At 61.8% G+C, this 21,893-nt stretch carries 23 protein-coding genes; all 23 read right to left on the bottom strand.

What is annotated here, in order from left to right; translation table 11 throughout:
• Positions 1-16: 16 nt before the first annotated feature.
• The 23 genes from HX818_RS05230 to HX818_RS05120 all read right to left on the bottom strand — a co-directional run bounded on the left by HX818_RS05230 (position 17) and on the right by HX818_RS05120 (position 21,725).
• Positions 17-412, bottom strand: coding sequence for a DUF2802 domain-containing protein (locus HX818_RS05230; RefSeq protein ID WP_008434800.1), 396 nt, complete (start codon positions 410-412; stop codon positions 17-19).
• Positions 413-898: a chemotaxis protein CheW gene (locus HX818_RS05225; protein ID WP_003210641.1), complete on the bottom strand. Its 486-nt coding sequence runs from the start codon at positions 896-898 to the stop codon at positions 413-415.
• A 73-nt stretch (positions 899-971) separates the two neighbouring features.
• Positions 972-1,775, bottom strand: coding sequence for a CheW domain-containing protein (locus HX818_RS05220; protein ID WP_177019594.1), 804 nt, complete (start codon positions 1,773-1,775; stop codon positions 972-974).
• A gap of 142 nt (positions 1,776-1,917) precedes the next feature.
• Positions 1,918-2,706, bottom strand: a complete 789-nt coding sequence (locus HX818_RS05215) for a ParA family protein (RefSeq protein WP_003210643.1) — start codon at positions 2,704-2,706, stop codon at positions 1,918-1,920.
• A 51-nt stretch (positions 2,707-2,757) separates the two neighbouring features.
• Positions 2,758-3,645: a flagellar motor protein MotD gene (gene motD / locus HX818_RS05210; protein WP_003210644.1), complete on the bottom strand. Its 888-nt coding sequence runs from the start codon at positions 3,643-3,645 to the stop codon at positions 2,758-2,760.
• Positions 3,646-3,660: 15 nt separating this feature from the next.
• A complete protein-coding gene (locus HX818_RS05205; RefSeq protein WP_003210645.1) occupies positions 3,661-4,401 on the bottom strand; it encodes a flagellar motor protein in 741 nt (246 codons plus the stop codon).
• A complete protein-coding gene (locus tag HX818_RS05200) occupies positions 4,401-5,522 on the bottom strand; it encodes a chemotaxis response regulator protein-glutamate methylesterase (protein ID WP_177019593.1) in 1,122 nt (373 codons plus the stop codon). Before HX818_RS05200 ends, HX818_RS05205 begins: the two co-directional genes overlap by 1 nt.
• 49 nt (positions 5,523-5,571) lie before the next feature.
• On the bottom strand, positions 5,572-7,782 hold the full coding sequence (locus HX818_RS05195; protein ID WP_177019592.1) for a chemotaxis protein CheA: 2,211 nt from the start codon (positions 7,780-7,782) through the stop codon (positions 5,572-5,574).
• Between the two features lie 11 nt (positions 7,783-7,793).
• Positions 7,794-8,582 (bottom strand): protein phosphatase CheZ, encoded by a 789-nt coding sequence (locus tag HX818_RS05190; protein ID WP_003214538.1) that lies wholly within the window; start codon positions 8,580-8,582, stop codon positions 7,794-7,796.
• Positions 8,583-8,600: 18 nt separating this feature from the next.
• Positions 8,601-8,975: a chemotaxis response regulator CheY gene (locus tag HX818_RS05185; protein WP_005790040.1), complete on the bottom strand. Its 375-nt coding sequence runs from the start codon at positions 8,973-8,975 to the stop codon at positions 8,601-8,603.
• A gap of 170 nt (positions 8,976-9,145) precedes the next feature.
• Positions 9,146-9,886: an RNA polymerase sigma factor FliA gene (fliA, locus tag HX818_RS05180; RefSeq protein WP_008434817.1), complete on the bottom strand. Its 741-nt coding sequence runs from the start codon at positions 9,884-9,886 to the stop codon at positions 9,146-9,148.
• Entirely contained in the window at positions 9,883-10,716 is an 834-nt protein-coding gene (gene fleN, locus HX818_RS05175; protein ID WP_003192912.1) for a flagellar synthesis regulator FleN, read from the bottom strand. Before fleN ends, fliA begins: the two co-directional genes overlap by 4 nt.
• A 120-nt stretch (positions 10,717-10,836) precedes the next feature.
• On the bottom strand, positions 10,837-12,153 hold the full coding sequence (gene flhF / locus HX818_RS05170) for a flagellar biosynthesis protein FlhF (RefSeq protein ID WP_003214543.1): 1,317 nt from the start codon (positions 12,151-12,153) through the stop codon (positions 10,837-10,839).
• Between the two features lie 11 nt (positions 12,154-12,164).
• Positions 12,165-14,279, bottom strand: a complete 2,115-nt coding sequence (gene flhA / locus HX818_RS05165) for a flagellar biosynthesis protein FlhA (protein WP_023659255.1) — start codon at positions 14,277-14,279, stop codon at positions 12,165-12,167.
• Positions 14,280-14,768: 489 nt separating this feature from the next.
• Complete coding sequence (gene flhB, locus HX818_RS05160) at positions 14,769-15,905, bottom strand: flagellar biosynthesis protein FlhB (protein WP_008430191.1); 1,137 nt, start codon at positions 15,903-15,905, stop codon at positions 14,769-14,771.
• A 3-nt stretch (positions 15,906-15,908) separates the two neighbouring features.
• Positions 15,909-16,685: a flagellar biosynthetic protein FliR gene (fliR, locus tag HX818_RS05155; RefSeq protein ID WP_003214551.1), complete on the bottom strand. Its 777-nt coding sequence runs from the start codon at positions 16,683-16,685 to the stop codon at positions 15,909-15,911.
• Positions 16,686-16,698: 13 nt separating this feature from the next.
• Positions 16,699-16,968: a flagellar biosynthesis protein FliQ gene (gene fliQ / locus HX818_RS05150; RefSeq protein ID WP_003214552.1), complete on the bottom strand. Its 270-nt coding sequence runs from the start codon at positions 16,966-16,968 to the stop codon at positions 16,699-16,701.
• 3 nt (positions 16,969-16,971) lie between these two features.
• Positions 16,972-17,715: a flagellar type III secretion system pore protein FliP gene (fliP, locus tag HX818_RS05145; protein ID WP_003214554.1), complete on the bottom strand. Its 744-nt coding sequence runs from the start codon at positions 17,713-17,715 to the stop codon at positions 16,972-16,974.
• Positions 17,715-18,149: a flagellar biosynthetic protein FliO gene (gene fliO / locus HX818_RS05140; RefSeq protein WP_023659254.1), complete on the bottom strand. Its 435-nt coding sequence runs from the start codon at positions 18,147-18,149 to the stop codon at positions 17,715-17,717. The genes fliP and fliO overlap by 1 nt, the downstream gene beginning before the upstream one ends.
• 1 nt (position 18,150) lies before the next feature.
• A complete protein-coding gene (fliN, locus tag HX818_RS05135) occupies positions 18,151-18,618 on the bottom strand; it encodes a flagellar motor switch protein FliN (RefSeq protein ID WP_003214557.1) in 468 nt (155 codons plus the stop codon).
• Positions 18,619-18,652: 34 nt separating this feature from the next.
• Positions 18,653-19,621 carry a flagellar motor switch protein FliM gene (gene fliM / locus HX818_RS05130; RefSeq protein WP_003214559.1) on the bottom strand — a complete coding sequence of 323 codons (969 nt, stop codon included), beginning with the start codon at positions 19,619-19,621 and terminating at the stop codon, positions 18,653-18,655.
• Between the two features lie 9 nt (positions 19,622-19,630).
• The gene (gene fliL, locus HX818_RS05125) at positions 19,631-20,131 is read right to left on the bottom strand and encodes a flagellar basal body-associated protein FliL (RefSeq protein WP_177019591.1); all 501 of its coding nucleotides are present in this window, start codon (positions 20,129-20,131) and stop codon (positions 19,631-19,633) included.
• Between the two features lie 223 nt (positions 20,132-20,354).
• Positions 20,355-21,725 (bottom strand): flagellar hook-length control protein FliK, encoded by a 1,371-nt coding sequence (locus HX818_RS05120; RefSeq protein ID WP_177019590.1) that lies wholly within the window; start codon positions 21,723-21,725, stop codon positions 20,355-20,357.
• Positions 21,726-21,893 lie beyond the last annotated feature (168 nt).

Genomic DNA, 21,893 nt, shown 5'->3' with positions numbered 1-21,893 from the left:
TTGCAGCTCGTAACCTTCAGTTGTCCTTGTGCAACCGGCTCATCAACTGCGCTTCAGCCTGGGTCAACCCGCAGGACTGGGTCAGCTCATCCACCGTGGCGCCCATGCCCACCAGCTTCGCCGCCTGGGCGAATGAGAGGCTCGACGGGTCACGCTGCTCGAGTGCCGACAGCTTGTCCGGCAACGGCGCCAGCACCGAACGCAGCTCGTGCACTTCATCACCCACACGCACCGCACTTTGCTGGAAGTGGTCGACCCGCTTGGCCAGCTCCAGGATCCGCCGGTCGCGCACAGCGTCGCGCTCGACTTGTCGAGTGGCCAATTCCCGTTGCTGGCGAACATAACGCAGCAGGAAGCCCAGGGTCCCGGCCCAAAGGATGGCCAGGACGATCACCGCTACCTCAAGAAACAATCAGATATTCTCCAGGTCCTGCCACTCTTCTTCGCTCATCATCTTGTCCAGCTCAACCAGAATCAGCAGTTCGCCGTTCTTGTTGCAGACACCCTGGATGAACTTGGCCGATTCTTCGTTGCCGACGTTCGGCGCAGTCTCGACTTCGGATTGGCGCAGGTAAACCACTTCCGCTACGCTGTCGACCATGATCCCGACCACTTGCTTGTCGGCTTCGATGATCACGATGCGGGTGTTGTCGTTGACTTCGGTCGGCACCAGGCCAAAACGCTGGCGGGTGTCGATCACAGTCACCACGTTGCCGCGCAGGTTGATGATGCCCAGCACATAGCTTGGGGCACCCGGAACCGGAGCGATTTCGGTGTAGCGCAGCACTTCCTGCACACGCATCACGTTGATGCCGTAGGACTCGTTGTCCAGCTTGAAGGTGACCCATTGCAGGATTGGATCATCCACCAGACCTTGTGCGGACACTGACTTGTTCATACTCCAGACCCCTTCAAATACCGTTGGTTACGGTGTGTGTTCTTGGGCAGCGCCGTAGCGCTGCTGCTTGTTATCAAGTGCGTTTGTTCAGCGGCATGGCTTTTACCGCGCCGCTGGCAATCAACTCCGCCAGTTCGGCGACATCCAGCAACGCGCACATGTGCTCGATCACAGTGCCCGCCAGCCATGGCCGCTGGCCCCGGTGGCTGCGCCATTTGATTTCGTTCGGGTCCAGGCGCAATGAGCGGCTGACCTGATGCACCGCCAGCCCCCACTCGTAGCCCTGGACCGAAATAACGTATTGCAGGCCCTGGCGGAAGTCATCGCGGTAGCGGTCGGGCATCACCCAACGCGCGGTGTCCAATACCTTCAAGTTGCCCTGCTGGCTCGGCAGGATCCCGAGGAACCAATCCGGCTGGCCGAACAACGGCGTCAACTCCTGGCCTTCCAGGGAGTAGATCGAACCCAGGCACACCAGCGGCACGGCCAGGGTCAACCCGGCCACATCGAACAGCAAACATTCGAACGGCTCCGCAGCCCACACCGGGCGACCGTCGCCTTGTACCGGCGGCGGCGTGATGCTCGGCGGGAGGTGAACCTCAACCACCGGCTCCACCACTACAGGCGCAATCACCACAGGCTCGACGGGCACAGCAACCGGTACAGGAACGGCTAAGGGAACCACCAACGCATCACGGGCCTGCTCTTCCAGGACCGCCAGCTGAAACTCGTCCAGGGCAGCAGGTTCAGGCTCGATGACTTCATCGAGGATCAGAATCGGCTCCGGCATGTCCTCGGTGGCGTCCTGGAGCAAAGCGTCCAGGTAGGACTCCAGCGCCAGTTGCGGCCGGGTCTTGAAATCAACGGGACGGTTCATCTGTATGCCCACGCGCAAGCCCCATCAACCCTGTATTCAGAGGTTATCGGCCTGTGGGTGTCCGGACTTGAATCGAGAGCCGGTTTTGTCGCGAAAACTGCGGCGTCTGCATCGCTGGCAAGCCAGGCTCCTACAATGACCATCACGCCACCTGCGCCACAAGTTGCTGGGACAACAGGTGCTTGAGCAACGCCCGATACGCCAGCACCCCACGGCTCTTGCCGTCGAACTGCGACGGCGTCAGCCCTGCCCGGCTCGCATCCCGCAGGCGCGTGTCCACCGGGATGTAGCCTTGCCAGATAGTGTCCGGATAAGCATCGCGCAATACCCGCAAGGTGCCGAGGGACGCCTGGGTACGGCGGTCAAACAGGGTCGGCACGATGCTGAACGGCAGCGCCTGCTTGCGCGAGCGGTTGATCATCGCCAGGGTGCTGACCATGCGCTCCAGGCCCTTGACGGCCAGGTGCTCGGTCTGCACCGGGATCACCAGCTGTTGGCTGGCGGCCAGGGCGTTGACCATCAGCACGCCGAGCAACGGCGGGCTGTCGATGATCGCGTAGTCGAAGTCCTGCCACAGCTGCGCCAGGGTCTTGGCGATCACCAGGCCCAGGCCGCTCTGCCCCGGCGACTGGCGCTCAAGGGTGGCCAGGGCGGTGCTGGACGGCAACAGCGAGATCTTTTCATTGCTGGTAGGCAGCAACAGTTGCCCCGGCAAGTCGGCCGGCACGCTGCCCTTGTGCAGGAACAGGTCGTAGCAACTGTGTTCCAGGGCATCCGGGTCATAGCCGAAATAGCTGGTCATGGAGCCGTGGGGGTCCAGGTCGACCACGACCACACGCTTGCCGGCCTCGGCCAGCAAGCCGGCCAAGGCGATGGACGTGGTGGTTTTACCGACACCACCCTTTTGATTGGCAACTGCCCAGACTCTCATTCGGATTGTTCCTCCCGGCAGGCACAGGCTCGACCGAGAAATTGCATGGGGTTATAGAGCCGGTGACGGAGAATTGACGGCACTCCCGCGAACCGGCGCCTTTACGGGCGCTGGTGCAGTTTGTGTGCCAGCCCGCTTCAAGGCGGCATCCGGTGTTGCATTGGCAGTGCCGGTACCGGTCAGGCTGCGGCGCACGTCCAGGTTGCGCGACACCACCAGCACCACCCGACGGTTGCGCGCACGGCCTTCCGCCGTGGCGTTATTGGCCACCGGCTGGAACTCGCCGTAACCCACCGACGCCAGGCGCCCGGGGTTCACACCCTGCATCGCGAGCATTCGTACAATACTCGCCGCCCGGGCCGAAGACAGCTCCCAGTTGGTCGGGTACTGCGCGGTACTGATCGGCAGGTTATCGGTAAAGCCTTCAACGTGGACCGGGTTTTCAAACGGCTTCAGGATCGCCGCCACCTTGTCGATGATGGTAAACGCCTGGTCGCTGGGCATTGCATCGGCACTGGCGAACAGCAGGCTGGAATTGAGCTCGATCTCGACCCACAACTCATTGCCGCGCACGGTCATCTGGTTGGAGCTGATCAGGTCGCCAAAGGCCGCGCTGATGTTATCGGCGATGCTTTTCAGCGGGTCGCTGGTGCCACCGATGCCGGCGGCGGTTTCATCGCTGTCGTTGACCAGCGGCTTGGCCGGGGTCACGGTCTTGGGGCGTTCTTCGCCAATGGGTATCGGCTTGAGGGCGCGGTCAGCGTCGTTGAACACGCCAATCAGCGCCTGGGAAATGACTTTGTACTTGCCTTCGTTGATCGAGGAAATGGAGTACATCACCACAAAAAACGCGAACAGCAACGTAATGAAGTCGGCGTAGGACACCAGCCAGCGTTCATGGTTGACGTGTTCTTCAGGCTCGCGGCGGCGACGGCTCACAACAAATACCTCCCATCAATCCATGAAGCCCTGGAGCTTCAATTCGATGGAGCGCGGGTTTTCACCCTCGGCAATCGAGAGGATGCCTTCGAGCAACATCTCGCGATAACGCGACTGGCGCAGGGCGATCGACTTGAGCTTGCTGGCCACCGGCAACAACACCAGGTTGGCACTGGCCACGCCGTAGATGGTGGCGACGAACGCCACGGCAATCCCGCTGCCCAGTTGCGACGGATCGGCCAGGTTGCCCATCACGTGGATCAAGCCCATCACCGCACCGATGATGCCGATGGTCGGCGCGTAGCCGCCCATGCTTTCAAAGACTTTGGCAGCGTTGATGTCGCGGCTTTCCTGGGTGTAGAAGTCCACTTCGAGGATGCTGCGAATCGCTTCCGGCTCGGCGCCGTCCACCAGCAGTTGCAGGCCTTTGCGTGCGTAGCTGTCGGGCTCGGCATCGGCCACGCCTTCCAGCCCGAGCAGGCCTTCCTTGCGCGCCGTGAGGCTCCAGTTGACCACGCGGTCGATGCCGCCCGGCAAGTCGACACGCGGCGGGAAGATAATCCAGATGAGGATCTGCATCGCGCGCTTGAACGAACTCATGGGCGACTGCAACAACGCCGCGCCCACGGTGCCGCCGATCACGATCAACGCCGCCGGGCCGTTGGCCAGAGCGCCCAGGTGGCCGCCTTCGAGGTAGTTGCCGCCGATAATCGCGACAAACGCCATGATGATGCCAATCAGGCTCAATACATCCATCAGAGGCAAGCCTCCACCAGGTGCTTGCCGATGTCGTCCAGGCTGTAGACGGCGTCGGCCAGGTCGGCCTTGACGATGGCCATGGGCATGCCATAGATCACGCAGCTGGCTTCATCCTGGGCCCAGATCGCGCTGCCGCCCTGCTTGAGCAGGCGCGCGCCTTCACGGCCGTCGGCGCCCATGCCGGTCAACACCACCGCCAAAACTTTGTCGCCGTAGGATTTGGCCGCAGACCCGAAGGTGATATCCACACACGGCTTGTAGTTCAGGCGTTCGTCACCCGGCAGGATTTTGATCGCACCACGGCCATCGACCATCATCTGCTTGCCACCGGGGGCCAGCAGCGCCAGACCCGGACGCAGGATGTCGCCATCCTCGGCTTCCTTGACGCTGATGCGGCACAGCTTGTCCAGGCGCTCGGCGAACGCCTTGGTGAACGCGGCCGGCATGTGCTGGATCAACACGATCGGCGCCGGGAAGTTGGCCGGCAATTGGGTCAACACCCGCTGCAAGGCCACCGGGCCGCCGGTGGACGTACCGATGGCCACCAGTTTGTAGGCCTTGCGCTTGGGCGCAGGTGAGTGCGCGGCGGGCGCAGCCGTACGCACCGGGGCGGCGGCCGGGCGCGCAACCGGTGTCGGCGCCGGGCGACCAAAGGTGCTCGGGGCGGCCGGTGGCGGCGTAACGGGTGCGGGCGCCGGCGCACTGAACAGGCTGCGACGGTTACTGCGGGAGATGCTGTGCACCTTCTCGCAGAGCATCTGCTTGACCTTCTCGGGGTTGCGCGAGATGTCTTCGAAATTCTTCGGCAGGAAGTCCACCGCGCCGGCATCCAGCGCATCCAGGGTCACCCGGGCGCCTTCGTGGGTCAGCGAGGAGAACATCAACACCGGCGTCGGGCAGCGCTGCATGATGTGCCGCACCGCCGTGATGCCGTCCATCATCGGCATCTCGTAGTCCATGGTGATCACGTCCGGCTTGAGGGCCAGGGCCTGATCGATCGCCTCTTTGCCGTTGGTGGCCGTGCCGACCACCTGGATATTGGAATCCGATGAAAGAATTTCCGAGACGCGGCGGCGGAAGAAACCCGAATCGTCCACCACCAGGACCTTGACTACCATAAACACTCCGTTAGGCCGGGCGAGGGACAACCGCCCTGCCCGGGCCGAATCAAATACGCCGTGCGGCGTAACGCTTGAGCATGCTCGGAACATCCAGAATCAGCGCGATCCGACCGTCACCGGTAATGGTCGCACCCGACATGCCCGGGGTTCCCTGCAGCATTTTGCCCAAAGGCTTGATGACCACTTCTTCCTGGCCCACCAGTTGATCGACCACGAAGCCGATACGCTGGGTGCCCACGGAAAGAATCACCACATGGCCTTCGCGCTGCTCTTCATGCTTGGCCGAAGCCACCAGCCAGCGCTTGAGGTAGAACAGCGGCAACGCCTTGTCGCGCACGATCACCACTTCCTGGCCGTCCACAACGTTGGTGCGCGACAGGTCGAGGTGGAAGATTTCGTTGACGTTGACCAGCGGGAAGGCGAACGCCTGGTTGCCCAGCATCACCATCAGGGTCGGCATGATCGCCAGGGTCAACGGCACCTTGATGACGATCTTCGAGCCCTGGCCCTTGGTCGAGTAGATGTTGATCGAGCCGTTGAGCTGGCTGATCTTGGTCTTCACCACGTCCATGCCCACGCCACGGCCCGACACGTCGGAAATCTCGGTCTTGGTGGAGAAGCCAGGGGCGAAGATCAGGTTGTAGCACTCGGTGTCGGTGAGGCGGTCGGCGGCGTCCTTGTCCATCACCCCACGCTTGACTGCAATGTTGCGCAGTACCGTGGGGTCCATGCCTTTGCCGTCATCGGTGATCGACAGCAGGATATGGTCGCCTTCCTGTTCGGCCGCCAGGATCACTTTGCCCTGGCGGTTCTTGCCCGAGGCTTCGCGCTCTTCCGGCGTCTCGACACCGTGGTCGACCGCGTTGCGCACCAAGTGGACCAGCGGGTCGGCCAGGGCCTCGACAAGGTTTTTGTCGAGGTCGGTTTCTTCACCCACCAGTTCCAGGTTGATCTCTTTCTTGAGCTGGCGTGCCAGGTCGCGAACCAGGCGCGGGAAACGCCCGAAGACTTTCTTGATCGGCTGCATCCGGGTCTTCATGACGGCGGTCTGCAGGTCTGCGGTGACCACGTCGAGGTTCGACACGGCCTTTTGCATGGCCTCGTCGCCACTGTTCAGGCCCAGGCGCACCAGGCGGTTACGCACCAGCACCAGTTCGCCGACCATGTTCATGATGTCGTCCAGGCGCGCGGTATCAACCCGCACGGTAGTTTCGGCTTCACTGGCCGGTTGCTTGTCCGGGGCCGGGGCAGCCGCGGCAGCCCGGGCCGGGGCTGGAGCCGGAGCCGGAGCCGCTTTCGCTGCGACAGGCGCGGCTGCCTTGGCGGCAGGAGCCGGTGTTGCGACAGCCGCGGCAGCAGCCGGTGCAGCAGCGCCGACCACTTCGGTGAACTTGCCCTTGCCGTGCAGTTCATCCAGCAGGGCTTCGAATTCGTGATCGGAGATCAGTCCATCGGCGGCCGGCGCAGCAGCGGGTGCCGCAGGCGCGGCGGCCGTTGCGGCGACTTCCGGCAGAGCCTCGGCGGCAAACGAGCCTTTGCCGTGCAACTGGTCCAGCAGCGCTTCAAATTCGTCGTCGGTGATTTCATTGCTGACGGGCGCCGCGGCTTCCGTTGGCGCTGGCGCTGCGGCCACCGCGTCCGGGGCAAACTGGCCCTTGCCGTGCAACTGGTCGAGCAACGACTCGAACTCGGCGTCGGTAATGTCTTCGGTGGTCGGCACCATGGCCGGCGCACTGGCTGCCGGCGCTTCGGCTTCGGCCTTGACGGCGTTCAGCGAGTCCAGCAGTTGTTCAAATTCGCTGTCGGTCACGTCGCCCGCAGGCTCGGCAACCGGCTCAGCCACTGCTTCCACCACGGGAGCGTTGGCCGCAGGTTCCGCCAGGCGCGCCAGGGCGGCCAGCAGTTCCGGCGTGGCGGCAGTGATCGGTGCGCGCTCGCGCACTTCACTGAACATGCCGTTGACCGCGTCCAGTGCTTCCAGGATCACGTCCATCAGTTCCGAGTCGACGTGCCGCTCACCCTTGCGCAGGATGTCGAACACGTTCTCGGCGATGTGACAGCACTCCACCAGCTCGTGGAGCTGGAGGAAGCCGGCGCCCCCTTTTACAGTATGAAAACCGCGAAAAATTGCATTGAGCAGGTTCGCATCATCCGGTCGGCTTTCCAGCTCGACCAGTTGTTCGGACAGTTGCTCTAAAATTTCGCCGGCCTCTACAAGGAAATCCTGAAGGATTTCTTCATCGGCGCCGAAGCTCATGGGTGTGCTCCTTAGAAGCCTAAACTGGACAGCAAATCGTCTACGTCGTCTTGCCCGGATACAACGTCTTCACGTTTATCGGCATGAATCTGCGGACCTTCACCCTTGGCGAGGTGTTTTTGTGGATCTTTTTCAGAAAGGATCGCTGCGCGGTCATGTTCGATGCCGGCAAACCGGTCGACCTGGCCCGCCATCAACACCAGTTTGAGCAGGTTGCTTTCCACTTCGGTGACCAGTTGGGTCACACGCTTGATCACCTGACCGGTGAGGTCCTGGTAATCCTGGGCCAGCAGAATGTCATTGAGGTTGCTGGAAACCGTGCGGTTTTCCTGCTCGCTGCGGGACAAAAAGCCCTCGACCCGACGCGCCAGCTCACGAAACTCCTCAGCGCCCACTTCCCGACGCATGAACCGGCCCCAGTCAGTGCTCAGGGCCTTGGCTTCACTGGCCATACCGTTGACCAGAGGCGTGGCGTTTTCCACCAGGTCCATGGTGCGGTTGGCCGCCGCCTCAGTCAGCCTGACCACGTAGGACAGGCGTTCGGTGGCATCCGTGATCTGCGAGATTTCCTCGGCCTGGGGCATGTGCGGGTCAATCTGAAAATTGACTATCGCACTGTGCAACTCACGGGTGAGCTTGCCCACTTCCTGGTACAGGCCGCGGTCACGGGTCTGGTTGAGCTCATGGATCAACTGCACCGCGTCGCCGAACTGGCCTCTTTCAAGGCTTTCGACGAGTTGATGAGCATGTTTTTTCAGGGTCGACTCAAAGTCGGCCTGCGATGATTCTTTATGCTCCATAGCTCCCCCGTGGCAGCATCAATGACCGATGCGTTCGAAGATCTTTTCGATCTTCTCTTTCAAGGCCAGTGCAGTGAATGGCTTGACCACGTAGCCGTTGACCCCGGCCTGGGCGGCTTCGATGATCTGTTCACGCTTGGCTTCAGCGGTCACCATCAGCACAGGCAGGCTGCGCAGTTTTTCATCAGCGCGCACGTGGCGCAGCAGATCGATACCGGTCATGCCCGGCATGTTCCAGTCCGTTACCAGAAAGTCGATGCTCCCGCTGTTGAGGATCGGAATCGCCGTAATACCGTCATCCGCCTCGACCGTGTTAGTGAACCCAAGGTCACGCAACAGGTTTTTTATGATCCGCCGCATCGTTGAGAAGTCATCAACGATGAGGATTTTCATGTTCTTGTCCAATTCGACCTCCAAGCAGTCTTAAACGCGCCCAGCACCTGGGCGCGCCATATCAATCAACAGGCGTTACACAAAAAGGACTACCGGGGGCGCACCACGGGCCAAGCCCGTCCGGGCGCAGGGCCTGGACGGTATCGTTCGCAGTGTCCCCACACTGCCTGTCAGCGCGCTCGCCACTCTCCCAAACGCCCCCGCAAGCGGGCCGCGCACTGGCTGTGTAACTGGCTGACCCGCGATTCGCTGACTCCCAGGACCTCACCGATTTCCTTGAGGTTCAGCTCTTCGTCGTAGTACAGCGCCAACACCAGTCGCTCACGCTCCGGCAAATTGGCTATCGCGTCCGCCAGCGCGCTCTGGAAGCGTTCATCTTCCAGGTCCCGTGACGGTTCGAGATGGGCACTCGCGCCGTCCTCGTGCAGCCCTTCATGTTCGCCGTCCTGTAAAAGGTCGTCGAAACTGAACAGCCGGCTGCCCAAGGTATCGTTCAAAATCCCGTAGTAATCGTCGAGACTCAATTGGAGTTCGGCCGCAACTTCATGATCTTTAGCGTCGCGACCGGTTTTTGCTTCAATTGAGCGAATTGCGTCACTCACCATCCGCGTATTGCGGTGCACTGATCGCGGCGCCCAATCACCTTTACGCACTTCATCGAGCATGGCCCCACGGATACGGATACCCGCGTATGTCTCGAAACTCGCGCCCTTGCTCGCGTCGTACTTGGTCGACACTTCAAGCAGGCCGATCATCCCGGCCTGGATCAAGTCCTCGACCTGCACGCTGGCAGGCAAGCGCGCCAGCAGGTGATAGGCAATGCGCTTGACCAGGGGCGCATAGCGCTCGATCAATTCGACTTGACTGTCACGTGCCGACTTCTTGTAAAGGTTGTAGCCGCTGGCTGTCATAGCACCGGTCCTGCGCTCGTCTGATGCACCAATCGCTCGACGAAAAACTCCAGATGCCCCCGGGGATTGGCGGGCAACGGCCAGGTATCGACCTTCTGGGCAATAGCCTTGAACGCCAATGCGCACTTCGAACGAGGGAACGCTTCATAGACCGCACGCTGCTTTTGCACGGCCTTGCGCACACACTCGTCGTAAGGAACTGCGCCAACGTATTGTAAGGCGACATCGAGGAAGCGATCCGTGACCTTGGTCAACTTGGCGAACAGATTCCGCCCTTCCTGCGGGCTTTGGGCCATGTTGGCCAGCACGCGGAAGCGGTTCATGCCGTAGTCGCGGTTGAGCAGTTTGATCAGGGCGTAGGCGTCGGTGATCGAGGTGGGCTCGTCGCACACCACCAGCAACACTTCCTGGGCTGCGCGCACGAAACTGACCACCGACTCGCCGATCCCGGCGGCGGTGTCGATCACCAGTACGTCGAGGTTGTCGCCAATGTCGCTGAACGCCTGAATCAGGCCGGCATGTTGCGCCGGACTCAGGTGCACCATGCTCTGGGTGCCGGAAGCGGCCGGCACGATGCGAATCCCGCCGGGGCCTTGCAACAGTACGTCGCGCAGCTCACAGCGGCCTTCGATGACATCGGCCAGGGTATGTTTGGGCGTCAGTCCCAGCAGAACGTCGACGTTCGCCAGCCCCAGGTCAGCATCCAGCAGCATGACGCGACGGCCAAGCTCTGCCAGGGCCAGGGACAAATTCACTGACACGTTAGTTTTCCCGACGCCACCTTTGCCGCCGGTCACCGCGATCACCTGTACGGGATGCATGCTGCCCATTTTATTTCTTTACCTTGTCTTGCTTAGACGCAGGCTACATAAGTTGGCCGCGCGAACTGCTGGCAGGCCATCGATGTAGATACTTTTCACTGTCATTTTTAAATAGAAAGCCATGATGCCTCAGCCAACTCGCTTGTTCGGGCTGTGGTAGAGGTCAGCAAACATGTCAGCCATCGCTTCCTCACTGGGTTCTTCCTGCATTTGCACGCTGACAGCCCGGCTGACCAACTGATGACGGCGCGGCAGATGCAGATCATCCGGGATCCGCGGCCCGTCGGTCAGGTAGGCGACCGGTAATTCATGACTGATTGCCAGGCTCAATACTTCGCCCAGGCTTGCCGTCTCATCCAGTTTAGTCAGGATGCAACCCGCCAGCCCGCAGCGCTTGTAGCTGTGGTAGGCGGCGGTCAATACCTGCTTCTGGCTGGTAGTGGCAAGCACCAAATAGTTTCTGGATTTGATCCCGCGCCCGGCCAGGCTTTCCAGCTGCATGCGCAGGGCCGGGTCGCTGGCTTGCAGGCCGGCGGTGTCGATCAGCACCACGCGCTTGCGCAGCAACGGGTCGAGGGCGTTGGCCAGGGACTGGCCCGGGTCGACGTGGGTCACCGGCACATTGAGGATGCGGCCCAGGGTCTTGAGTTGTTCCTGGGCGCCGATGCGGTAGCTGTCCATGCTCACCAGCGCGATGTTCTGGGCGCCGTACTTGAGCACGTAACGTGCGGCCAGCTTGGCCAGGGTGGTGGTCTTGCCCATGCCGGCCGGGCCGACCATGGCAATCACACCGCCTTCTTCCAGGGGTTCGATTTCCGGGGTGACGATCATCCGCGCCAGGTGGGCCAGGAGCATGCGCCAGGCCTGGCGAGGCTCTTCAATTTGCGTGGTCAGTTGCAGCAGGTCGCGGGACAACGGGCCGGACAGGCCAATGCGTTGCAGGCGACGCCACAGGTTGGCCTGTTGTGGCTGGCTGCCCTGCAACTGGTTCCAGGCCAGCGAACCCAGCTGCACTTCCAGCAGTTCACGCAGGCCGTTGAGTTCGAAGCGCATCGAGTCGAACACCCGCTGGTCTACCGCCGGCGCCGGGGCTGGCGCAGCAGGACGCGGTGGTTCAACAAAAGTCGGCTCTACCAGCGGCTCGGACGCGGTCAACGGCAGCCCGGCAAACAGCTGGCGATTGGTGGAGGCGTCGCTGTCGCCACGCATGCTCAGTTCAGCCTGGGCCGAGACAATGCGCGAAGCGGTCTTGCGCAGCTCGTCTTCCAGTTCCATGTTCGGCACGCGCGGCGCCAGGGCCGAGGGTTTGTAATCCAGGGCAGCCGTCAGCTCCACACCGCCGGCAATACGACGGTTACCGATAATCGCAGCGTCGGCGCCCAACTCATCACGTACCAGTTTCATGGCCTGACGCATATCGGCGGCGAAAAAACGCTTCACTTGCATATCCCACTACCTCAGCCGTTGGGCCCTACTGTCGCGACGATAGTCACTTGCTTATTGTCAGGAATTTCCTGGTAAGCCAATACGTGCAAATTCGGTATAGCCAGGCGTCCAAACCGCGACAACATCGCCCGGACGGGGCCAGCCACCAGCAGGATCACCGGATGGCCTTCCATTTCCTGGCGCTGCGCGGCCTCGATCAACGAACGTTGCAGCTTCTCTGCCATGCTTGGCTCCAGCAACACGCCCTCATCAGCGCCCTGCCCAGCCTTCTGAATACTATTGAGCAATATTTGTTCCAACCTTGGTTCCAAGGTGATGACAGGCAGCTCGGAGTCAAGCCCTACAATGCTTTGGACGATTGCACGCGACAATCCGACGCGCACTGCGGCCACCAGGGCGGCAGTATCTTGACTCTTGGCGGCATTGTTGGCGATAGCTTCGGCAATGCTGCGAATGTCCCGCACCGGCACCTGCTCGGCCAACAGCGCTTGCAGCACCTTGAGCAGTTGCGAGGTGGACAGCACACCCGGTACCAGCTCTTCGGCGAGTTTTGGCGAGGCCTTGGCCAGCAATTGCAAGAGTTGCTGGACTTCTTCGTGGCCAATCAGCTCGTGGGAGTGCTTGTACAGAATCTGGTTGAGGTGGGTGGCGACCACAGTGCTGGCGTCGACCACGGTGTAGCCCAGCGACTGCGCCTGGCTGCGCTGGCTGATTTCGATCCATACCGCTTCCAGGCCAAAAGCCGGATCTTTGGCGGTAATCCCGTTGAGGCTGCCAAACACCTGGCCCGGGTTGATCGCCAGTTCGCGGTCCGGGTAGATCTCGGCCTCGGCCAGAATCACCCCCATCAGGGTCAGGCGGTAGGCGCTCGGGGCCAGGTCGAGGTTGTCGCGAATGTGCACGGTGGGCATCAGGAAGCCCAGGTCCTGGGACAACTTCTTGCGCACACCCTTGATCCGCGCCAGCAATTGCCCGCCCTGGTTGCGATCCACCAGGGGAATCAGGCGGTAGCCGACTTCCAGGCCGATCATGTCGATCGGGGTCACGTCGTCCCAGCCCAGTTCCTTGGTTTCCAGGGCGCGGGCCGGCGATGGCAGCAGCTCCTGCTGGCGCGCCACTTCCTGCTGGGCAATCACCTTGATGTTGTTTTGTTTTTTCCAGAACAGGTAGGCACCGCCGGCGGCCATGGCGGCCATGCTCAGGAACGAGACATGGGGCATGCCCGGCACGATGCCCATGATCGCCATGATGCCTGCCGCCACCGCCAGCGCCTTGGGCGAGGCAAACATCTGCCGGCTGATCTGCTTGCCCATGTCTTCGGAGCCCGAAGCACGGGTCACCATGATCGCCGCAGCTGTAGATAACAACAGTGATGGCAATTGCGCCACTAAACCGTCACCGATGGTCAGCAGGGCGTAAACCTTGCCGGCGTCGCCGAAGGTCATGCCGTGCTGGAAGATGCCGACCGCCATGCCGCCGATCAGGTTGATAAACAGAATCAACAGGCCGGCGATGGCGTCGCCGCGCACGAATTTGCTGGCACCGTCCATGGAACCGTAGAACTCGGCTTCCTGGGCGACTTCAAGGCGACGGGCCTTGGCCTGGTTCTGGTCGATCAGGCCGGCGTTGAGGTCGGCGTCGATCGCCATCTGCTTGCCGGGCATCGCGTCGAGGGTAAAACGCGCGCTCACCTCGGAAATCCGCCCGGCGCCCTTGGTCACGACCACAAAGTTGATGATCATCAAGATCGCAAAAACCACGATACCGACCACGTAGTTACCGCCGATCACCACCTCGCCGAAGGCCTGGATCACCTTGCCCGCGGCGGCGTGGCCGTCCTGGCCGTGGAGCATCACCACCCGGGTGGAAGCCACGTTAAGCGCCAGCCGCAGCAGGGTGGCGATCAGCAGGATGGTCGGGAATACCGCGAAATCCAGCGGCCGCAGGGCGTATACGCACACCAGCAACACGACGACCGACAGCGCAATGTTGAAGGTGAAGAACACATCCAGCAGGAACGGCGGCATCGGCAACATCATCATTGCCAGCATCACCAGCAACAACAACGGCACACCCAGATTGCCTCGCGAGAGGTCAGTCAGGGTGCCACGGGCCGTGCTGAGCATTTGAGAGCGATCCACCGGTATTCCTCGTTTCCTTGAAGCAAACTTTTGACGCCGGGAAGCGTCCTGGAGGCGGTATTGCAAGAAGCCTTCCAACTTTTGCTTGAGGAAGCAGATCGGTCTCACGGACAGCGAAGGGCTACCGCCGTACACACATCACCTGTGGCGAGGGAGCTTGCTCCCGTTGGGCTGCGCAGCAGCCCCGGAACGGCTTGCGCGCTTTGCCTGATTCACCGCGCTAGCTTTATTGGGGGCGCTTCGCACCCCAGCGGGAGCAAGCTCCCTCGCCACGCTGATTGAGGTAGCGCCCTCGCCCGCGACTTAAACGGTGCCAGATGCAATTGCGGGAACGCTCAGGGGGATTTTTGTTGTTTGGGCGGACGCCTTCGCGAGCAAGCCCGCTCCCACATTTGACCGCGTTTCTACAGGATATACACGGTCAAATGTGGGAGCGGGCTTGCTCGCGAAGAGGCCGGGAACGGCGCTACAAAATCAGGAATCCCGACGCAGATCCGGCGGAATCGGCAGGTCCTTCAGCGGATCCGGCCGCTTGCCCTTGCCCGCCCGGTACTGGCGGATCTGATACACGTACGCCAACACCTGAGCCACCGCCAGATACAACCCGGCCGGAATTTCCTGATCCAGGTCGGTGGAGTAGAAGATCGACCGCGCCAACTCCGGCGATTCCAGCAGCAGGATGTCATTGGCGACCGCAATCTCGCGGATTTTCAACGCCGTGAAATCACTGCCCTTGGCCAGCAACATCGGCGCCCCACCCTTCTCCGGGTCGTACTTGAGCGCCACGGCGTAGTGGGTCGGGTTGGTGATGACCACATCGGCATCGGGCACCGAGGCCATCATCTTGCGCTGGGACATCTCGCGCTGCAGCTGGCGAATCCGCTGCTTGACCTCGGGCCGGCCTTCCTGGTCCTTGTGCTCGTCGCGCACTTCCTGCTTGGTCATCAGCAGTTTCTTGTGGCTTTCCCACAGCTGGATCGGCGCATCCACCGCAGCAATGATGATCAGCCCGCAGGCCATCCACAGCGAACTCCAGCCCACCACTTGCACACTGTGGATGATCGCCAGCTCGATCGGCTCATGGGCGATGCGCAGCAGGTCGTCGATGTCGGACGACAACACCGTCAACGCCACAAACAGGATCAGGATGAACTTGGCCAAGGCCTTGAGCAGTTCCACCAGGGCCTTGGTGGAAAACATCCGTTTGAGCCCGGCCGCCGGGTTCATCCGGCTGAATTTGGGCGCCAGGCTGCCGGCGGCAAACAGCCAGCCGCCGAGGGAAATCGGGCCGATCAGGGCCGCCAGCAACAAGGTGATGAGGATCGGCTGCACCGCGAGGATCGCGATCTTGCCCGAGTGCAGCAGGTACAAGCCCATGGCGCCCGGGCTCAGCAGCACGTCGCGGGGCAGGGAGAAATTCAGGCGCATCAACTCCATCAGGTCCAGGGCCAGGCCACCGCCGTAGATCAGCAGGCCGCCGGAACCGGCGAGCATGATCGCCAGGGTGTTGAGCTCTTTGGAGCGGGCAATCTCGCCCTTTTCCCGGGAGTCCTTTTTACGTTTCTCCGTGGGGTCTTCTGTCTTGTCCTGGCCACTCTCGCTCTCGGCCATGGCTTACCGCGCCCGCGCCAAGTCACGTAAAAACTGCAAGGCGTCGGTCGCCAGCGGTTGATACTGATTGAGAATGTCAGCCATGCCGACCCAGAAAATCCCCATGCCCAGCACCAGGGTCAACGGGAAACCGATGGAGAAGATGTTCAACTGCGGCGCCGCCCGGGTCATCACGCCAAAGGCGATGTTGACCACCAGCAGCGCAGTGATCGCCGGCAATACCAGCAGCAGGGATGCACCGAGCACCCAGCTCAAGCGCCCCACCAGCTCCCAGAAATGATTGACCACCAACCCGCTGCCCACCGGCAAGGTGGTGAAGCTTTCGGTCATCACCTCGAACACCACCAGGTGGCCGTTCATGGCCAGGAACAGCAAGGTCACCAGCATCGTCAGGAATTGCCCGATCACCGCCACCGACACGCCGTTGGTAGGGTCGACCATGGACGCGAAGCCCATGCCCATCTGGATCGAGATGATCTGCCCGGCGATCACGAAGGCCTGGAAGAACAGCGTCAGGGAGAAGCCCAGCAAGGCGCCGATGATGATTTGCTCGGCGATCAGCATCATTGCACTGAGGTCCAGGGCATTCACCGGTGGCATCGGCGGCAAGCCCGGCACGATGACCACGGTGATCGCCACTGCGAAATACAGGCGGATGCGCCGTGGTACCAGGGTGGTGCCGAACACCGGCATGGTCATCAGCACGGCCGTGACCCGGAACAACGGCAGGATGAACGAGGCCACCCAGGTGCTGATCTGGGTGTCGGTCAAGGCCAGCATCGAATTCACGGGGTCAGCCGATCAACTGCGGAATACTGCCGTACAGCTGCAGGATGTATTCCATGAAGGTTTGCACCAGCCACGGGCCGGCGACGATCAGGGTGATCAGCATCACCAGCAGGCGCGGCAAAAAGCTCAGGGTCTGTTCGTTGATCTGGGTCGCGGCCTGGAACATCGCCACCAACAGGCCCACCAACAGGCTCGGCACCACCAGCACGGCGACCATCATGGTGGTCAGCCACAGGGCTTCGCGAAACAGGTCGACTGCTACTTCTGGCGTCATGGCCTACACCCCACCGAAACTGCCGGCCAGGGTGCCGATAATCAGCGCCCACCCGTCCACCAACACAAACAGCATGATCTTGAACGGCAACGAAATGATCAGCGGCGACAGCATCATCATACCCATGGCCATCAGCACACTCGCCACGACGAGGTCGATGATCAGGAACGGAATGAAGATCATGAAGCCGATCTGGAACGCGGTCTTCAACTCCGAGGTCACGAACGCCGGCACCAGGATGGTCAGCGGCGCCATGTCGGGGCTGGCGATGTCGGTACGCTTGGACAACCGCACAAACAACTCAAGATCGCTGGAACGGGTCTGCGACAGCATGAAATCCTTGATCGGGCCCTGGGCCTTGTCGATCGCATCCTGGGCGGTCATTTTCTCCGCCAGGTACGGTTGCAGGGCTTGCTGGTTCACCTTGTCGAACACCGGCGCCATGATGAACAGCGTCAGGAACAGCGCCATGCCGGTGAGGATCTGGTTCGACGGCGTCTGTTGCAGGCCGAGGGCCTGACGCAGGATCGAGAACACGATGATGATGCGGGTGAAGCTGGTCATCAGCATCACGAACGCGGGGATGAAGCTCAGCGCGGTCATGATCAGCAGGATCTGCAGGCTGACCGAATACTCCTGCGCGCCCGCCGCGTTAGTGCCCAGGGTGATCGCCGGGATCGACAACGGGTCTGCTGCGTACGCCAGCGGCGCTGCCAGCAACAGCATGAGCGTCAATAAAACGCGCATTACTTCTTATCCTTCTGATCCTTGCCCAGCAACTCCATGAGGCGCTGGGCGAATTCCGGCGTGGCCGCTTGGGTCTGGGCCACTTCCACAGGCGACTTGAGCACGTGCAACGGGGTGATGCGACCGGGGGTGATGCCCAGCAGGATCTGCTCGTCGCCGACCTGCACCAGCACCAGCCTGTCCCGCGGGCCAAGGGCGCGTGAACCCACCAGCTCGATGACCTGGGCATTGCCCGGGCCGATGCGCTGCACGCGGCGCAGCACCCAGGCGAGCACGAAGATCAGCCCCACCACCAGCAACAACCCCAGCACCAACTGGGTGAGTTGCCCGCCCACACCGCTGCCGAGTGCCGGCGCAGCCGCCTGGGCAACCGGTTCTGCTGCCATTACGCTCAAGGGCAGCGTCGATAACAGTCCTACCAATGAGCGCTTCATATCAACGCAACTTCTTGATGCGTTCGCTCGGGCTGATCACGTCGGTCAGGCGGATGCCGAACTTCTCGTTGACCACCACCACTTCGCCATGGGCGATCAGCGTGCCGTTGACCAGCACGTCCAGCGGCTCGCCGGCCAGGCGGTCCAGCTCGATCACCGACCCCTGGTTGAGCTGCAGCAGGTTGCGGATGTTGATTTCGGTGCTGCCGACTTCCATGGAGATCGACACCGGGATGTCGAGGATCACGTCCAGGTTCGGACCGTCGAGGGTCACCGGGTCATTGTTCTTCGGCACGCTGCCGAACTCTTCCATGGGAAGGCGGTTGCCAACCGGTGCAGTGGCCGCATCGGCCGCCAGCAGTGCATCGATATCGTCCTGGCCGACATCGCCGGTTTCTTCCAGGGCAGCCGCCCACTCGTCAGCCAGGGCCTGGTCTTCGGCGGAAGTGTTTTCGTGTTCGGTAGCCATTACATGTCCTCGGCGGAGCAGAAATTAAGGTGGATCAGCGACGGTTGATCGGTTCGATCACTTGCAACGCCAGGTTGCCTTTGTGAGAACCGAGCTTGACCTTGAACGACGGCACGCCGTTGGCGCGCATGATCAGTTCTTCCGGCAGGTCGACGGGAATCACATCCCCCGGCTGCATGTGCAAAATATCCCGCAAACGCAGCTGGCGACGGGCCACGGTGGCGCTCAGGGGTACGTCGACGTCCAGCAGGTCTTCGCGCAGGGCTTTCACCCAGCGTTCGTCCTGGTCGTCGAGGTCGGACTGGAAACCGGCATCGAGCATCTCGCGCACCGGCTCGATCATCGAGTACGGCATGGTCACGTGCAGGTCGCCGCCGCCGCCATCGAGTTCGATGTGGAAGGTGGAGACCACAATGGCTTCGCTGGGGCCGACGATGTTGGCCATGGCCGGGTTCACTTCCGAGTTGATGTACTCGAAATTGACTTCCATGATCGCCTGCCAGGCTTCCTTCAAGTCGATGAAGGCCTGCTCCAGCACCATGCGCACCACCCGCAACTCGGTCGGGGTGAATTCACGGCCTTCGATCTTGGCGTGACGGCCATCGCCGCCGAAGAAGTTGTCCACCAGCTTGAACACCAGCTTGGCGTCGAGGATGAACAGCGCGGTGCCGCGCAGCGGCTTGATCTTCACCAGGTTGAGGCTGGTGGGCACGTACAGCGAGTGCACGTACTCACCGAACTTCATCACCTGCACGCCGCCCACTGCCACGTCCGCCGAGCGGCGCAGCATGTTGAACATGCTGATACGGGTGTAACGGGCAAAACGCTCGTTGATCATTTCCAGGGTCGGCATGCGTCCACGGACGATGCGATCCTGGCTGGTCAGGTCGTAGCTTTTGACGCTGCCGGGCTCGGCAGCCATTTCGGTCTGTACCAGACCATCGTCGACGCCATGGAGCAGCGCATCGATTTCATCCTGGGACAGCAGGTCCTGCACGGCCATGTCGTGATCCTACTGCAATACGAAATTAGTGAAGAGCACCTGCTCGATCACCGGTTTGCCGACTTCCTTCTGGGCCACTTCCTGCACGCTGGCAGTGACCTTCTGGCGCAGCATTTCCTGGCCCACCGGGGTGGCGAGGGTGTCGAAGGGTTGGGCGGAAAACAGCATCACCAGGTTGTTGCGGATCACTGGCATGTGCACCTTGAGGGCATCCAGGTCTGCCTGGTTACGCGCCAGCAGGGTAATGCTCACCTGCAGGTAGCGTTGACGGCCGTTCTGATTGAAGTTGGCGACAAACGCCGGCAGCATCGGCTCGAAGATTGCCGGTTGCTTGACGTTGGGGTTGACCTCGGCCGTGGCGGCCGGTTTGCTCTGGGCACTGTGCATAAAGTACCAGGTAGCCCCCACGGACAAGCCGATCGCCAGGAACAAGGCCAGGACAATCAGCAGGATAAGCTTGAGCTTGCCCTTGCCTGCGGGTGCTTTTGCTGCGTCGTCGCTCTTCGCCATGCCAATAATCCGTCACTATTCTGGGATTCATAGTTCTGGGGAAAGGCAAGAGCAAGTGTTATGCCAGAGTTGTCAGTTCGGTCACGGTTTCGCCGACACTGCAAAACCAATGTGGGAGCGGGCTTGCTCGCGAAAGCGGTGGATCAGCACCTGTAACGGTGACTGACACTCCGTATTCGCGAGCAAGCCCGCTCCCACATTTTGATCATCACCAGGCCTCGGATCAGGCGTAGTAGTCCACGGCACTGGAGCCAATCACCGACTGCACCACCGGCGCGGCCACTTCAGTCACCTCACCGATACCGCCGCCATCAACCCCATCACCCCGCCCGCCACTGCCGCTGACGCCGCGAGCCTGGTTCTGCTGTTGCTGGTCCTGGCCCTGCTGCCCCTGCCAGCCACGTGACTGGTCCGACACGTTGACGTCGACCTGGCCCATGCCCTGCTGGGCAAACATCTCCCGCAGGCGGCCCGACTGGCTTTCCAGGGCTTCACGCACCACTGCATGGCCGCTCATGAAAGTGACTTGCGCCTGCTGGTCGGCGGACATCTTCACGCTGATGTCCAGGCGACCCAGTTCAGCGGGCTGCAACTGGATCTCTGCCGACTTGAGGTTGGCGCTGGACAGGTACATGACCCGGTTCACCACCTCATCGGTCCAGCCACTCTGGTGCATGGCCAATGGCGCGTTGGCCACCGGCGGCAGGGCATTCGCAGTTTTCGGCGTGGCAGCCTGGGTCAGCGCGGCGAGGCGGTTGGCGAAGTCATCGACACGGGTGTCGCTGCTGGCATCCTTCAAATCCTTGAGGCCGCCGTCGATCAGACCGGCAAAGGCTTTGTCGCCGCCCTGGTCGGTGCTGTCCTTGGACGCTTGCTGGTCGACCATATTGGCCAGGCCTGTGACGAAGTTTTGCGCGGCGGTCGGCTGATCCTGGGTCGGGGCCGGGGCGGTTTTTGCCGGGGCCTGGCTGCTGGCGGACACGTGTCCGCCCTGCTCCATGGCCAGGCGCACGGCGGGCATTGCATCCAGCGGATCGGCCTCGGGATCGAAGGCGGGCTTGGCGTCGTCGGTCGCGGCAATCGGTGGCGCCACGACTGGCTGGTTTTTGTCATCCTTCGCGGTGGCCGGCGTCGGGGTCTCGACGGGCGCCGGCGTAGCGGGGACGGGGACAGGGACTACCGCGGCTATCAGCGCCGGGTCTACGGCGGGGTCGACCGGAGGTTGCTGGGCCAGGGACGGATCGTCTGCCGGGGCATCGTCGTCTGACTTGGCGGTGGTGTCCGGGGTGTCCGCCTTGGCCGGCGGGTTGGCAGGCAAAGTCTTGCCGTTATCGGCAACCGATGGGGTACCGGCGGCAGGCTTGTCGTTGTTGGCGGCGGGCTTGGGGCTGTTGTCCGCAGGCTTGTCGCGGGTGGATTTGATGGGGGTGTCGACAGGTTTTGCCGCAGGCGCAGGGGCCTGGTTGGCGAACACCTGAGCGAAGCCCGGGGCCTTGTCCCGCGGGTTCGCAGCCACTGCCGGTGGATTGGCAGCGGGCGCTTGAGGCTTGGCCGCAAGGGCTGCCTGAAGGAGCGAATTCGGGGTGATTGCCATAGTCAAGAGTCTCCGCCGCACAGGGGTCGAGGGTGCGGTAACAGGAGGTAGAGCAAGAGTTGGGCCAGGTTTTGGTTTAAGGGTGTATATCCGTTATTTGGGTGAGGGCTTGTATGGGGTCTTGAGTGTTGAAGAGCAAAAGCAACAGCCAAATCAAAAGCGGGCACG

This window comes from Pseudomonas sp. F9001 (assembly GCF_013385435.1).
In the GTDB taxonomy this organism is placed as follows: Bacteria; Pseudomonadota; Gammaproteobacteria; order Pseudomonadales; family Pseudomonadaceae; genus Aquipseudomonas.
The sequence above is the reverse complement of the archived record's forward strand: the minus strand, read 5'-3'. Positions and strand labels throughout refer to the sequence as shown.